The following is a 16,271-nucleotide window of genomic DNA, read 5'->3' as shown; positions in this document are numbered from 1 at the left end:
CTTAGAACTGGAGACGGACTTGGGCGGTCAGACCATAGCTGTCGAACCCTTGGCCAACCCGCCCATCCGCTCGGATCGAGGCGGATAGCTTACGCAAAGAGCCGCGATCGCTGCGCAATTCTCTGTTGTAGGTGTAGCCAAGGCTTATCTCAGTATAATCCGGCAGCGCAGACGATGTAATCCCGGTGCTGATGCCAGCCGCATCGGTGAATGTGGAAGATGTGTCATCCGAGAGGTTGACGTAGTGAGTCAGCGTTGCAAAGGCGGCACTGCGGGCCCCGGTTGCTTTGTTTACCTTTGTATGGGCCAGGGTTCCTCCCACAAAGCTGATTGCCGTCGTAGACGCATCCAATTCAATCAGACTGCCGTCATTGAACAGAAAGTCGGTCTCTGACGTACGTGTGACCGACAGGCCCGCCGTAGGAACAAAGAACAGATTTGGCTGGTTCGGAATGCTCAATGCATAGCTGGCAGCAGCAGACAAAGTATAGGCGGTTGTATCAAAATCTGTGTCATCCACGGCAAGCGGGTTCAGGCCTGACGAATTGACCGTGAAATCCGTTTGTTCCGCACGGGCTTGAACATCCAGGCTAAATCGCCCGCGCGCTGCCACCACATAGCCGCCGACATATGCTTGGCTCAGATCCAGTTCTGTTATGCTGTCGATCTGACCCGCTGCTGCCCCGGTCCCCGGAATGGGCTGGTCGGCGGATGCGGTGTTGTAACCGGCAAAGACCCCGTAAGATACATCCCAACCATTTTCCAGAATCAGACTGTTGAAACAGGTTGAATCCAGCCCGACCTGAATGCCGCTAAAACTGGCTTCGGTTGTGGTCTCCACCGAAGACGTCGCTGTTGTCGCCGTGCCTGTTGCATTGGCTGTACCGCCGACCACGCGAGCCCAGCCTCCGGGACGACATTTTTCTCCCTCGTTTAGCTTTGAAAGTGAGGTGACAAACGGGCTGGTTGGTCTGTTAATAACCGAAGCAACCAGCGACTGCGCGGAGGCAATCGCGCCGGTCAGACCGGCGGCCGCGTTATTGAGCTGACTGATCAGAACAATGTCACCATCGCTGTTGTTACCAAGCGTGTAGGTGTAGGTGTTGCGGTTGTCTGTAGGAATATTTGCCTCATCGACTGTTGCCGTCACGGTGCTGCCAGCGTCGAGATCGACCAGAACCAGCCCTCCCGCTTCTGTTGCTCCGTAGGTGTCGTTCGCAGTCTGGTCATCGAACACCAGATGGATAGTCCCTGATGACGCACCACTTCCTGTTGCAACGACGTGGTCGACTGTTTGTGCGCCATCCGTGAGATCCACGTCCAGGTTTACGGTACCCCCATCTCCTGTGATCGCCCCGTTGATTGTCAAAAGATCTCCAGATGTTCCGTTGGCCACATCGAGAACTGCGGACGCTCCAAGAGTGACGTTGCCGTCCAAAACGATACCGGAGGCTTCCGCATTTACCGCGCCATTCAATATGGAGTTGCCGGTCAAGGTTGCATCCTGACCCAGTATCAGACTTGACCCGCTGTCAAACCGCAAGCTGTCTCCCGCCTCTGTGGCTACAAATGTCGCGCCTTGGCCGATGGTTAGACCGCTGCCGGACGCAAAGGTAGCCTCTTGTTGAACGGTTCCATTATCGCCCACGTTAAAGGTGGTGCCATCTGCGATTTCAAGCGTACCGGCATTGAAGGTCAATGACCCGACCGAGAGCCCGTCAGTTGAAATCGAGAACGTGTCATTGCCGTTTTGGGTCCAATTCCCGGAAACATCGTTTTGCAGATCCAATGCTCCGGCATTTGTAATATTGCCGGTGATTTCACTATTGAGAACAAGGCCAGCCCCCGCTGCGATGTCGATGTCACCGGTTGTTGCGGCCTCGATCGTGAGCGTGCCGCCGTCGATATCAAACCCGCCCGCAACAGAGCTTGCCCCATCGACGGTTGTCGTCCCCGCGGTCTGGGTCAGCGCGCCGCTGACGCTGCCGCTGAGCGTAAGGGCTGCGGTGCCGGAGAGGGCGACATCCCCGTCGAGGGTGCCATTGGCATCCACCGTCCCGGCCGAGGCGTCCAGGGTGTCAAAGCCCAGGGTTGCACCCGACGCAACCGCCACATCACCGGTGCTGGTCAGGGTGGTGATCCCCGCCAGGGTGCCGGAGTTCACGGTCAGGGTTCCGGTGTTTTCAAGCGCGTCATTGTCCACGGTGACGGTCTGTGTTGCACCGCCCGCCCCGGCATTGATGGTCAGGGTTCCGGCATTCAGGATGTCCTCGGCGCCTGCGCTGTCCTCATCGCTGTCCGCGTTCAGCGTGCCATCCCCGTTAAAGGTGATCTGGCCGCCTGCGGTGTTGTTGATCTCCCCGGCATCCACCAGCGCGCCGCCATCCCCGATGGTGACTGTGCCGCTGTTGGTGAATGTATTGCCGGTGCCAGCCAGGGTTGCGCCGCGTTCCAGCACCAGCGCGGCACTGTTGCTGAGCGCATTGGCGCTCAAGGACTGGTTCTGCGAGACGGTGAGCGTGCCGCCGGAGACCGTCACATCGCCGCTCACCGTGGAGGTGCCATCGACGGTTGTTGTGCCCGCGGTCTGGGTCAGCGCGCCGGTGAGCGTGCCGCTGAGGGTAAGGGCTGCGGTGCCGGAGAGGGCGACATCCCCGTCGAGGGTGCCATTGGCATCCACCGTCCCGGCCGAGGCGTCCAGGGTGTCAAAGCCCAGGGTTGCACCCGACGCAACCGTCACATCACCGGTGTTGGTCAGGGTGGCGCCGCTGCCGTCGATCTCAGCGCCGGAGTTCAGGGTCAGCGTACCCGTGTTGTCCACATCCCCCACCGTCAGAGTGGTGTTGTCCGCGACCACCAGGGCACCGGCATTGCTGACATCTGCGGTGGCATCCGCAACCCCGATCTCCAGGTCACTGCCAATGGTCAGCGTATGGCCCGCATCAACGGTGACATTCGAGGCCTGATCCCTGTCCAGCGTGACATCGGTGGCCACGGTCAGGTTGGTGGTTGCAAAGCTCACATCTCCAAGAGCGGCAAACCCGGTGCCAAAGGTGATCGCATCGGAGGCAATGGTCAGTGCCCCGCTGCCCGCATCGATCGCGCCATTGCTGGTCCAGCTGCCGCCGGATTGGGTCAGGGTAAAGCTGCCATTGTCGCTGTTGGTGATCTCCCCGGTCTGGGTGATGTTCCCGGTGACGGTGACATCGCCGCCAAGATCTGTGGTGCCTGTCAGGGTCAGGTCGCCGGTCACATCTGCATCCAGATTGAGCGTGGCGCCCGCTGCGATGTCGATGTCACCGGTTGTTGCGGCCTCGATCGTGAGCGTGCCGCCGTCGATATCAAACCCGCCCGCAACAGAGCTTGCCCCATCGACGGTTGTCGCCCCCGCGGTCTGGGTCAGCGCGCCGCTGACGCTGCCGCTGAGGGTAAGGGCTGCGGTGCCGGAGAGGGCGACATCCCCGTCGAGGGTGCCATTGGCATCCACCGTCCCGGCCGAGGCGTCCAGGGTGTCAAAGCCCAGGGTTGCACCCGACGCAACCGTCACATCACCGGTGTTGGTCAGGGTGGCGCCGCTGCCGTCGATCTCAGCGCCGGAGTTCAGGGTCAGCGTACCCGTGTTGTCCACATCCCCCACCGTCAGAGTGGTGTTGTCCGCGACCACCAGGGCACCGGCATTGCTGACATCTGCGGTGGCATCCGCAACCCCGATCTCCAGGTCACTGCCAATGGTCAGCGTATGGCCCGCATCAACGGTGACATTCGAGGCCTGATCCCTGTCCAGCGTGACATCGGTGGCCACGGTCAGGTTGGTGGTTGCAAAGCTCACATCTCCAAGAGCGGCAAACCCGGTGCCAAAGGTGATCGCATCGGAGGCAATGGTCAGTGCCCCGCTGCCCGCATCGATCGCGCCATTGCTGGTCCAGCTGCCGCCGGATTGGGTCAGGGTAAAGCTGCCATTGTCGCTGTTGGTGATCTCCCCGGTCTGGGTGATGTTCCCGGTGACGGTGACATCGCCGCCAAGATCTGTGGTGCCTGTCAGGGTCAGGTCGCCGGTCACATCTGCATCCAGATTGAGCGTGGCGCCCGCTGCGATGTCGATGTCACCGGTTGTTGCGGCCTCGATCGTGAGCGTGCCGCCGTCGATATCAAACCCGCCCGCAACAGAGCTTGCCCCATCGACGGTTGTCGCCCCCGCGGTCTGGGTCAGCGCGCCGGTGAGCGTGCCGCTGAGGGTAAGGGCTGCGGTGCCGGAGAGGGCGACATCCCCGTCGAGGGTGCCATTGGCATCCACCGTCCCGGCCGAGGCGTCCAGGGTGTCAAAGCCCAGGGTCGCACCCGACGCAACCGTCACATCACCGGTGCTGGTCAGGGTGGTGATCCCCGCCAGGGTGCCGGAGTTCACGGTCAGGGTTCCGGTGTTTTCAAGCGCGTCATTGTCCACGGTGACGGTCTGTGTTGCACCGCCCGCCCCGGCATTGATGGTCAGGGTTCCGGCATTCAGGATGTCCTCGGCGCCTGCGCTGTCCTCATCGCTGTCCGCGTTCAGCGTGCCATCCCCGTTAAAGGTGATCTGGCCGCCTGCGGTGTTGTTGATCTCCCCGGCATCCACCAGCGCGCCGCCATCCCCGATGGTGACTGTGCCGCTGTTGGTGAATGTATTGCCGGTGCCAGCCAGGGTTGCGCCGCGTTCCAGCACCAGCGCGGCACTGTTGCTGAGCGCATTGGCGCTCAAGGACTGGTTCTGCGAGACGGTGAGCGTGCCGCCGGAGACCGTCACATCGCCGCTCACCGTGGAGGTGCCATCGACGGTTGTTGTGCCCGCGGTCTGGGTCAGCGCGCCGGTGAGCGTGCCGCTGAGGGTAAGGGCTGCGGTGCCGGAGAGGGCGACATCCCCGTCGAGGGTGCCATTGGCATCCACCGTCCCGGCCGAGGCGTCCAGGGTGTCAAAGCCCAGGGTTGCACCCGACGCAACCGTCACATCACCGGTGTTGGTCAGGGTGGCGCCGCTGCCGTCGATCTCAGCGCCGGAGTTCAGGGTCAGCGTACCCGTGTTGTCCACATCCCCCACCGTCAGAGTGGTGTTGTCCGCGACCACCAGGGCACCGGCATTGCTGACATCTGCGGTGGCATCCGCAACCCCGATCTCCAGGTCACTGCCAATGGTCAGCGTATGGCCCGCATCAACGGTGACATTCGAGGCCTGATCCCTGTCCAGCGTGACATCGGTGGCCACGGTCAGGTTGGTGGTTGCAAAGCTCACATCTCCAAGAGCGGCAAACCCGGTGCCAAAGGTGATCGCATCGGAGGCAATGGTCAGTGCCCCGCTGCCCGCATCGATCGCGCCATTGCTGGTCCAGCTGCCGCCGGATTGGGTCAGGGTAAAGCTGCCATTGTCGCTGTTGGTGATCTCCCCGGTCTGGGTGATGTTCCCGGTGACGGTGACATCGCCGCCAAGATCTGTGGTGCCTGTCAGGGTCAGGTCGCCGGTCACATCTGCATCCAGATTGAGCGTGGCGCCCGCTGCGATGTCGATGTCACCGGTTGTTGCGGCCTCGATCGTGAGCGTGCCGCCGTCGATATCAAACCCGCCCGCAACAGAGCTTGCCCCATCGACGGTTGTCGCCCCCGCGGTCTGGGTCAGCGCGCCGCTGACGCTGCCGCTGAGGGTAAGGGCTGCGGTGCCGGAGAGGGCGACATCCCCGTCGAGGGTGCCATTGGCATCCACCGTCCCGGCCGAGGCGTCCAGGGTGTCAAAGCCCAGGGTTGCACCCGACGCAACCGTCACATCACCGGTGTTGGTCAGGGTGGCGCCGCTGCCGTCGATCTCAGCGCCGGAGTTCAGGGTCAGCGTACCCGTGTTGTCCACATCCCCCACCGTCAGAGTGGTGTTGTCCGCGACCACCAGGGCACCGGCATTGCTGACATCTGCGGTGGCATCCGCAACCCCGATCTCCAGGTCACTGCCAATGGTCAGCGTATGGCCCGCATCAACGGTGACATTCGAGGCCTGATCCCTGTCCAGCGTGACATCGGTGGCCACGGTCAGGTTGGTGGTTGCAAAGCTCACATCTCCAAGAGCGGCAAACCCGGTGCCAAAGGTGATCGCATCGGAGGCAATGGTCAGTGCCCCGCTGCCCGCATCGATCGCGCCATTGCTGGTCCAGCTGCCGCCGGATTGGGTCAGGGTAAAGCTGCCATTGTCGCTGTTGGTGATCTCCCCGGTCTGGGTGATGTTCCCGGTGACGGTGACATCGCCGCCAAGATCTGTGGTGCCTGTCAGGGTCAGGTCGCCGGTCACATCTGCATCCAGATTGAGCGTGGCGCCCGCTGCGATGTCGATGTCACCGGTTGTTGCGGCCTCGATCGTGAGCGTGCCGCCGTCGATATCAAACCCGCCCGCAACAGAGCTTGCCCCATCGACGGTTGTCGCCCCCGCGGTCTGGGTCAGCGCGCCGGTGAGCGTGCCGCTGAGGGTAAGGGCTGCGGTGCCGGAGAGGGCGACATCCCCGTCGAGGGTGCCATTGGCATCCACCGTCCCGGCCGAGGCGTCCAGGGTGTCAAAGCCCAGGGTCGCACCCGACGCAACCGTCACATCACCGGTGCTGGTCAGGGTGGTGATCCCCGCCAGGGTGCCGGAGTTCACGGTCAGGGTTCCGGTGTTTTCAAGCGCGTCATTGTCCACGGTGACGGTCTGTGTTGCACCGCCCGCCCCGGCATTGATGGTCAGGGTTCCGGCATTCAGGATGTCCTCGGCGCCTGCGCTGTCCTCATCGCTGTCCGCGTTCAGCGTGCCATCCCCGTTAAAGGTGATCTGGCCGCCTGCGGTGTTGTTGATCTCCCCGGCATCCACCAGCGCGCCGCCATCCCCGATGGTGACTGTGCCGCTGTTGGTGAATGTATTGCCGGTGCCAGCCAGGGTTGCGCCGCGTTCCAGCACCAGCGCGGCACTGTTGCTGAGCGCATTGGCGCTCAAGGACTGGTTCTGCGAGACGGTGAGCGTGCCGCCGGAGACCGTCACATCGCCGCTCACCGTGGAGGTGCCATCGACGGTTGTTGTGCCCGCGGTCTGGGTCAGCGCGCCGGTGAGCGTGCCGCTGAGGGTAAGGGCTGCGGTGCCGGAGAGGGCGACATCCCCGTCGAGGGTGCCATTGGCATCCACCGTCCCGGCCGAGGCGTCCAGGGTGTCAAAGCCCAGGGTTGCACCCGACGCAACCGTCACATCACCGGTGTTGGTCAGGGTGGCGCCGCTGCCGTCGATCTCAGCGCCGGAGTTCAGGGTCAGCGTACCCGTGTTGTCCACATCCCCCACCGTCAGAGTGGTGTTGTCCGCGACCACCAGGGCACCGGCATTGCTGACATCTGCGGTGGCATCCGCAACCCCGATCTCCAGGTCACTGCCAATGGTCAGCGTATGGCCCGCATCAACGGTGACATTCGAGGCCTGATCCCTGTCCAGCGTGACATCGGTGGCCACGGTCAGGTTGGTGGTTGCAAAGCTCACATCTCCAAGAGCGGCAAACCCGGTGCCAAAGGTGATCGCATCGGAGGCAATGGTCAGTGCCCCGCTGCCCGCATCGATCGCGCCATTGCTGGTCCAGCTGCCGCCGGATTGGGTCAGGGTAAAGCTGCCATTGTCGCTGTTGGTGATCTCCCCGGTCTGGGTGATGTTCCCGGTGACGGTGACATCGCCGCCAAGATCTGTGGTGCCTGTCAGGGTCAGGTCGCCGGTCACATCTGCATCCAGATTGAGCGTGGCGCCCGCTGCGATGTCGATGTCACCGGTTGTTGCGGCCTCGATCGTGAGCGTGCCGCCGTCGATATCAAACCCGCCCGCAACAGAGCTTGCCCCATCGACGGTTGTCGCCCCCGCGGTCTGGGTCAGCGCGCCGCTGACGCTGCCGCTGAGGGTAAGGGCTGCGGTGCCGGAGAGGGCGACATCCCCGTCGAGGGTGCCATTGGCATCCACCGTCCCGGCCGAGGCGTCCAGGGTGTCAAAGCCCAGGGTCGCCCCCGACGCAACCGTCACATTACCGGTGTTGGTCAGGGTGGCGCCGCTGCCGTCGATCTCAGCGCCGGAGTTCAGGGTCAGCGTACCCGTGTTGTCCACATCCCCCACCGTCAGAGTGGTGTTGTCCGCGACCACCAGGGCACCGGCATTGCTGACATCTGCGGTGGCATCCGCAACCCCGATCTCCAGGTCACTGCCAATGGTCAGCGTATGGCCCGCATCAACGGTGACATTCGAGGCCTGATCCCTGTCCAGCGTGACATCGGTGGCCACGGTCAGGTTGGTGGTTGCAAAGCTCACATCTCCAAGAGCGGCAAACCCGGTGCCAAAGGTGATCGCATCGGAGGCAATGGTCAGTGCCCCGCTGCCCGCATCGATCGCGCCATTGCTGGTCCAGCTGCCGCCGGATTGGGTCAGGGTAAAGCTGCCATTGTCGCTGTTGGTGATCTCCCCGGTCTGGGTGATGTTCCCGGTGACGGTGACATCGCCGCCAAGATCTGTGGTGCCTGTCAGGGTCAGGTCGCCGGTCACATCTGCATCCAGATTGAGCGTGGCGCCCGCTGCGATGTCGATGTCACCGGTTGTTGCGGCCTCGATCGTGAGCGTGCCGCCGTCGATATCAAACCCGCCCGCAACAGAGCTTGCCCCATCGACGGTTGTCGCCCCCGCGGTCTGGGTCAGCGCGCCGGTGAGCGTGCCGCTGAGGGTAAGGGCTGCGGTGCCGGAGAGGGCGACATCCCCGTCGAGGGTGCCATTGGCATCCACCGTCCCGGCCGAGGCGTCCAGGGTGTCAAAGCCCAGGGTCGCCCCCGACGCAACCGTCACATTACCGGTGTTGGTCAGGGTGGCGCCGCTGCCGTCGATCTCAGCGCCGGAGTTCAGGGTCAGCGTACCCGTGTTGTCCACATCCCCCACCGTCAGAGTGGTGTTGTCCGCGACCACCAGGGCACCGGCATTGCTGACATCTGCGGTGGCATCCGCAACCCCGATCTCCAGGTCACTGCCAATGGTCAGCGTATGGCCCGCATCAACGGTGACATTCGAGGCCTGATCCCTGTCCAGCGTGACATCGGTGGCCACGGTCAGGTTGGTGGTTGCAAAGCTCACATCTCCAAGAGCGGCAAACCCGGTGCCAAAGGTGATCGCATCGGAGGCAATGGTCAGTGCCCCGCTGCCCGCATCGATCGCGCCATTGCTGGTCCAGCTGCCGCCGGATTGGGTCAGGGTAAAGCTGCCATTGTCGCTGTTGGTGATCTCCCCGGTCTGGGTGATGTTCCCGGTGACGGTGACATCGCCGCCAAGATCTGTGGTGCCTGTCAGGGTCAGGTCGCCGGTCACATCTGCATCCAGATTGAGCGTGGCGCCCGCTGCGATGTCGATGTCACCGGTTGTTGCGGCCTCGATCGTGAGCGTGCCGCCGTCGATATCAAACCCGCCCGCAACAGAGCTTGCCCCATCGACGGTTGTCGCCCCCGCGGTCTGGGTCAGCGCGCCGGTGAGCGTGCCGCTGAGGGTAAGGGCTGCGGTGCCGGAGAGGGCGACATCCCCGTCGAGGGTGCCATTGGCATCCACCGTCCCGGCCGAGGCGTCCAGGGTGTCAAAGCCCAGGGTTGCACCCGACGCAACCGTCACATCACCGGTGCTGGTCAGGGTGGTGATCCCCGCCAGGGTGCCGGAGTTCACGGTCAGGGTTCCGGTGTTTTCAAGCGCGTCATTGTCCACGGTGACGGTCTGTGTTGCACCGCCCGCCCCGGCATTGATGGTCAGGGTTCCGGCATTCAGGATGTCCTCGGCGCCTGCGCTGTCCTCATCGCTGTCCGCGTTCAGCGTGCCATCCCCGTTAAAGGTGATCTGGCCGCCTGCGGTGTTGTTGATCTCCCCGGCATCCACCAGCGCGCCGCCATCCCCGATGGTGACTGTGCCGCTGTTGGTGAATGTATTGCCGGTGCCAGCCAGGGTTGCGCCGCGTTCCAGCACCAGCGCGGCACTGTTGCTGAGCGCATTGGCGCTCAAGGACTGGTTCTGCGAGACGGTGAGCGTGCCGCCGGAGACCGTCACATCGCCGCTCACCGTGGAGGTGCCATCGACGGTTGTTGTGCCCGCGGTCTGGGTCAGCGCGCCGGTGAGCGTGCCGCTGAGGGTAAGGGCTGCGGTGCCGGAGAGGGCGACATCCCCGTCGAGGGTGCCATTGGCATCCACCGTCCCGGCCGAGGCGTCCAGGGTGTCAAAGCCCAGGGTTGCACCCGACGCAACCGTCACATCACCGGTGTTGGTCAGGGTGGCGCCGCTGCCGTCGATCTCAGCGCCGGAGTTCAGGGTCAGCGTACCCGTGTTGTCCACATCCCCCACCGTCAGAGTGGTGTTGTCCGCGACCACCAGGGCACCGGCATTGCTGACATCTGCGGTGGCATCCGCAACCCCGATCTCCAGGTCACTGCCAATGGTCAGCGTATGGCCCGCATCAACGGTGACATTCGAGGCCTGATCCCTGTCCAGCGTGACATCGGTGGCCACGGTCAGGTTGGTGGTTGCAAAGCTCACATCTCCAAGAGCGGCAAACCCGGTGCCAAAGGTGATCGCATCGGAGGCAATGGTCAGTGCCCCGCTGCCCGCATCGATCGCGCCATTGCTGGTCCAGCTGCCGCCGGATTGGGTCAGGGTAAAGCTGCCATTGTCGCTGTTGGTGATCTCCCCGGTCTGGGTGATGTTCCCGGTGACGGTGACATCGCCGCCAAGATCTGTGGTGCCTGTCAGGGTCAGGTCGCCGGTCACATCTGCATCCAGATTGAGCGTGGCGCCCGCTGCGATGTCGATGTCACCGGTTGTTGCGGCCTCGATCGTGAGCGTGCCGCCGTCGATATCAAACCCGCCCGCAACAGAGCTTGCCCCATCGACGGTTGTCGCCCCCGCGGTCTGGGTCAGCGCGCCGCTGACGCTGCCGCTGAGGGTAAGGGCTGCGGTGCCGGAGAGGGCGACATCCCCGTCGAGGGTGCCATTGGCATCCACCGTCCCGGCCGAGGCGTCCAGGGTGTCAAAGCCCAGGGTTGCACCCGACGCAACCGTCACATCACCGGTGTTGGTCAGGGTGGCGCCGCTGCCGTCGATCTCAGCGCCGGAGTTCAGGGTCAGCGTACCCGTGTTGTCCACATCCCCCACCGTCAGAGTGGTGTTGTCCGCGACCACCAGGGCACCGGCATTGCTGACATCTGCGGTGGCATCCGCAACCCCGATCTCCAGGTCACTGCCAATGGTCAGCGTATGGCCCGCATCAACGGTGACATTCGAGGCCTGATCCCTGTCCAGCGTGACATCGGTGGCCACGGTCAGGTTGGTGGTTGCAAAGCTCACATCTCCAAGAGCGGCAAACCCGGTGCCAAAGGTGATCGCATCGGAGGCAATGGTCAGTGCCCCGCTGCCCGCATCGATCGCGCCATTGCTGGTCCAGCTGCCGCCGGATTGGGTCAGGGTAAAGCTGCCATTGTCGCTGTTGGTGATCTCCCCGGTCTGGGTGATGTTCCCGGTGACGGTGACATCGCCGCCAAGATCTGTGGTGCCTGTCAGGGTCAGGTCGCCGGTCACATCTGCATCCAGATTGAGCGTGGCGCCCGCTGCGATGTCGATGTCACCGGTTGTTGCGGCCTCGATCGTGAGCGTGCCGCCGTCGATATCAAACCCGCCCGCAACAGAGCTTGCCCCATCGACGGTTGTCGCCCCCGCGGTCTGGGTCAGCGCGCCGCTGACGCTGCCGCTGAGAGTCAGCGTGCCGCTGTTGCTCAGTGTCTGGCTTCCCAGAACATCTGCGTTAATGTCCAGAGCCCCGGCATTTTCCAAGCTTGAGGTTATCGTGAAAATGTCGGCGAGCACCAGAGTTGCTCCGCCATCAATGGTTGCGTTCCCTGTAGTGGGCAAATCCAACGTCAAGGAGCCGGAGTCGACATTGATCGTTCCGTTAACCAGGAGTGTATCATCGTCGGCCTGACCTGTTATCGTCAGAAGTGATGCCGTGCTGTTCAGGTCCTGTACGGAAATTTGAGACCCTTGATCGACAGTGATCGTGATTGAGTCTGCAGCTGCATCAAAAATTGCAGTGTCATCAGGTTCGAAAACATCTGGAACAGGCGTGCCCCAATTGGATTCGGTTAAGTTCCAAGTATTGTCAATTGCGCCGGTCCAGGTCAGATCATCTGCCAGGGCTGTTGTGGGGATCGCGAAGGACGACACCACGACGCTCACGCCTGCTGAAAGAATAAAGACCAGTTCGGTTGCGCGTCCAAATCGACAGTGACGACGGATGCTTCGTTGACGAATTCCGCGTTGCACCAGATTAGCTTTAGACTCATCCATGAGACGTGACCTCTAAATTCTTGAAATGCCCCGACGTCAGCAGACAGCGGCAGCGAAAAATAATTTCAACAAAGGGCCTCCGCAGAAAAACGGAGCCTGCAAAAAAAAACAAAAAAGTGGAAAAAACGCATTCTCGACGGCGAGCTGCTGGACCTCGTGTTTTGTCTCTCTAAAATAGAAAAAACGAAAACTATGAGCTCAGCAGACGCGTACTTGTGTTTATCCCAAACCCTATTCCAGACAGTCGGCAATTGCTGTCTTCGACAATCGATTCGTCAATTGCCTTTCGGTTTTCTCAGTCTCCCTATCTTGTGTGCCTGTCGATTTGCGATCATTTTGTCACAACTCTAGCGTTAAACCTGTCCTTGAATGCTATGAGCTGCCCCAGTGCTTGTTGCCGTCCGGATATTGATGTTGATTACCCCCAATTTTCTTGAGGCTCAATATGATTTCAAAAATCTTCTTTTACGCCGCATTTTGCGTTCTGGCTGTTGCAGCACCGATTTCCGCAGAGCAAAGGCTGGAAAATGGCAAGCCGTTCAAAGACTGGCGTTTGGCTTGCAGGACGGTAGAAGGTGGTTCGCAATTTTGTACGTTAATTCAACAGTTGACAGCGAGCGAGAGCGGTAAATTTCTCGCTGAAATAGGGCTGCAGCCGGCTGAAATTGATGGTGAGAAAGGGCTTGTTATGGCGCTCTCTACACCGACGGACATGGCGCTAACAATGAACCCCGGTTATCGCTTTGCTTACGGTTCCGATGTCCTTCCGCTGCAGTGGCGCACTTGCAGCGCGACCGCGTGTTTGGCATCGCGCTTGCTGCAACCGGAAGAAGTGGCTGCCCTTAAAAGGGGGCGAAAGATCCTGTTGGGGTACCAGCCAGTGGCATCAGCAGAGAGCACCATATTTGAGGTGTCACTTTCAGGTGTTACTGCCGGGCTTGCGGCAATTGGGCGATAGAAACGGGCTTGTTTCGCAATTGCGCCATAGCTTTCCCATGTTTTCGTGGTGAGGCTCTCGTCATCTTTTGGTTATGAAATATAAGTCGGCCTTCGCACTTAGCCTTCCCAATGTAATTGGCGGGGCGTGTTGCGGTCATTCGGGACATTGCGCTTTTGCGTAAACTTGCTTTGGGTGCAGGCGCTAGCGCGCCGTGATGTTCAAAGTATCAAGTATGATTTCAAAGACGCGACGATTGATTGCCCAGCGTTCCATATCCGCGGATTGCGCCTCGGTCACGACTTGCGCGGCAAAGGCTTTCCCGCTGCCGATTGCCCTGCAGCTCAGGATCACATGTGGCCGCCCGTCGCGACTGCCGTCATACCGTACAACGTCGAAATCCAGATCGTCCCGCGCGCCGTTGAGCAGGCTTTGTGGTTCACCTAACTGGTATCCCTGCGCCTCCAGTTTGCCGATAAATACCTTCTCGAGCCCCTCCGGGGTTGTTGTTCCGGGGCTGCCCAACACAGCAAACAGGCTGCCTGCCGGTGCGTCTCCTTTGAAGTGTTGGAAATGTACAGCGGCTGCATCCAGTGGAACCTCTGGAACCGGGGCAGGGAGCCAGCTGGTCGGCAGCAAGAAAGCGGCTTCGGCTGACGGGGCGGACACGAGTTGGGTCTCCATGGGTTCAGCATAGATCTGCCCGGAAGGCTGCAGAAGTGAGAAGCGCATGGCTGCCATCAACGCGAATTCCTGCAATCTTGGATCAGACAAATCTTCCCCAATGTCCGCAGATCCATCAATCAGGAAAATCAAGTCGCCGTCTTTGATTGTAAGCAGGCGATGCAAACGGTTCGTTTCGGTTGAAACTGTGACAGCATCGCCCATGACACCATAGGCGGTTGGCAGTTCGCGCATATCATGCAGCTCCTGCCCTTGGCTGGGGACCCACGCACGCAGCCAGTCCGATCCGTTCATCACGCGCGGTAGAAAAGCGGCGTGAACAACAACTTTGGCATTGAAGTCTGCTCCAAGAGCGTCACTGGTTCCAGGTGTAAAACGGGCGAGAACAACCGCTGGATTGTCGGCGTCAGGAAAGACATCTTCACCGATCGTCTCGGTTCTCCAGTCGCGTGGAAGGGCAATGCGGAAGTTTCCCGATGGAAAAACGCCTTCCTGAACAATGGCGTCCAGATAACTCGCCTCGATCAGAGGCTTGGGGGAGACTGGCTGTGTTAGCACTTTGGCCCGTGGTGCGCTCATGTCGTCATCCATTTCTAGGGCCCGTCAGGCCGGTTCCGGTTGGTATACTTTGGACCAACACTGAGGTCGAGATCTGCCGAAAGCCCGAGGATTGCGGCAAGTTTGCCGCCCGCCCCCATATGATAGCGGCCGCTTTCCAGATTTTTATACCCGTAGCCACGCGCGCCGACCCCAAGCGAACCCGCTGATACCCCGCCTTTGGCTTTGGCGGTCAATGTCCAATCAGTAAACGGAATGGGAATATTGATTTCGCCCATAAGGTCGCCTTTGGCGCCAGCCGCTCCAACGGCACCGCCCAAGGCGAGGCCAGCGCGTTTGCCATCCGAGCCCAGAAGAACATCGCCCTTTGCCTCCGCAGACAGAAGCTCGTACTCACCGCCCGCTTCAGCCAATGGGTTGTTTTCATCAGCGCCCAGAAACAGGGTGCCGCCTTCCTTGACCATTCGGGCGCTTGCCGCGCCTTTCGCACCAAAACCGTCATTGGATGCGATATACCCCTGGGCATCGGCGGTTAAATTTTCGAACTGGTGAGAGCCGCCAAAGATGCCGTCCTCGCTGAATTTTCCCTCATGTTTCATACGGGTCATGCCGATTCCAACCTGACCTTCGGCGATCCCCGTTTGATCATCATAGCTTCCGCCGGCCTCGGCGTATAGCACGTCTACATTGTCGTCGCCGCCGGCGCGAACTTTGGCGAGTTCCTTCTTTTTTTCAGCTTCGCAAGGTTTGACAACCTCGCCCGGTTTGGCCTCGGATTTACCTTCTGCGGCTTTCTGACCAGCTGTAGCGGCTTGCGCGGCTCCTTCCGGTACTGTGGGGGCACCGCCTTTGGGCGGAATCACTAAGGTCTGGCCGGCCTGCACCTTGTTTGGATCCGCGATGCCATTTGCCTTTGCCAGCGCAGGAACAGTTGTGCCATTGCGCCGAGCCACGGCGGATAAGGTATCGCCCTGTTGCAATTGATAGGTTTGGGTAACCGGTGAAGGATCAGCCATTTTTGGCTCCTAGGGCGGCGCGAACCTGGTTTAGACGGGCGTCGGCAGAGATGGGCGCACGCAGAACCGCATCCAGCCATTGGTACCGCGCGTCAAAATAGAACTCAGCGGGAAAGGCGATGAAAACATAACTCATCTCGGTCACGTGAGCCTCAGATGAAAACCCGTAATGCTGGCATAGTTTTACTGCATGATGCGCTTTTCTATCCGCGTCTGCCGGGGCAAGTTCCGGCATTTCCCGCGCCATGTAGTCAAGCAGATCCTGCCGTAGGGCACGGTAGAAATCCTTGGCGCCCACAGTTGAAAACGCATCGAGCTGGCTAGTGCGGACCCGAAGCATGTCACCCCCGCCCAGTCCAAAGGAGCACAGCAAAAACCACAGCGACGACTGAGAATGCTCCCAATGCGAACCAGCCGAGGCTTGCCCCGAAATCGCGGAATTCCGGGCGCAGAACCCACTGGGCAAATGCGCCTTCCGAACCGCCGTCGCGCACACGTGACTGAATACCCGAACTCAATCGCTGCCAAAAGAAAGGCTGGGCCAGGGCCAAAGACAGACCGCCGAATAGGGCAAAGACCGTTTTCATGGTCTGAGCCGCAAGATCACGGTCGCCGTTGAACAACGGTAAGGTTCGTTCGTTGAGCGCTGAAAGGCCGATCAGCGTGGCGATTAACACCCCTGCAACAAGGAGGAGTTTGGTTGATAGAACCATAGGAATTG

At 61.0% G+C, this 16,271-nt stretch carries 6 protein-coding genes; 1 reads left to right on the top strand and 5 read right to left on the bottom strand.

Features of this window, described 5'->3' with window-relative positions; all coding sequences use genetic code 11:
• Position 1: 1 nt before the first annotated feature.
• A complete protein-coding gene (locus tag ACXAEW_RS03635) occupies positions 2-12,355 on the bottom strand; it encodes a hypothetical protein (protein ID WP_474940035.1) in 12,354 nt (4,117 codons plus the stop codon).
• Between the two features lie 445 nt (positions 12,356-12,800).
• On the opposite strand from ACXAEW_RS03635, the gene ACXAEW_RS03630 reads away from it, so the two are divergent.
• Positions 12,801-13,313 carry an invasion associated locus B family protein gene (locus ACXAEW_RS03630; protein ID WP_474940034.1) on the top strand — a complete coding sequence of 171 codons (513 nt, stop codon included), beginning with the start codon at positions 12,801-12,803 and terminating at the stop codon, positions 13,311-13,313.
• A gap of 183 nt (positions 13,314-13,496) precedes the next feature.
• On the opposite strand, the gene ACXAEW_RS03625 is transcribed toward ACXAEW_RS03630, so the two are convergent.
• From ACXAEW_RS03625 to ACXAEW_RS03610, 4 genes are read right to left on the bottom strand one after another with little or no spacing between them, the layout of a single operon-like run.
• A complete protein-coding gene (locus ACXAEW_RS03625) occupies positions 13,497-14,555 on the bottom strand; it encodes a hypothetical protein (RefSeq protein WP_474940033.1) in 1,059 nt (352 codons plus the stop codon).
• Between the two features lie 14 nt (positions 14,556-14,569).
• On the bottom strand, positions 14,570-15,550 hold the full coding sequence (locus ACXAEW_RS03620) for a LysM peptidoglycan-binding domain-containing protein (protein WP_474940032.1): 981 nt from the start codon (positions 15,548-15,550) through the stop codon (positions 14,570-14,572).
• A complete protein-coding gene (locus ACXAEW_RS03615; protein ID WP_474940031.1) occupies positions 15,543-15,890 on the bottom strand; it encodes a hypothetical protein in 348 nt (115 codons plus the stop codon). Before ACXAEW_RS03615 ends, ACXAEW_RS03620 begins: the two co-directional genes overlap by 8 nt.
• Before the next feature lies 1 nt (position 15,891).
• Positions 15,892-16,263, bottom strand: a complete 372-nt coding sequence (locus ACXAEW_RS03610; protein ID WP_474940030.1) for a hypothetical protein — start codon at positions 16,261-16,263, stop codon at positions 15,892-15,894.
• Positions 16,264-16,271 lie beyond the last annotated feature (8 nt).

Source organism: Epibacterium sp. ABZ3_068 (assembly GCF_056159265.1).
The sequence above is the reverse complement of the archived record's forward strand: the minus strand, read 5'-3'. Positions and strand labels throughout refer to the sequence as shown.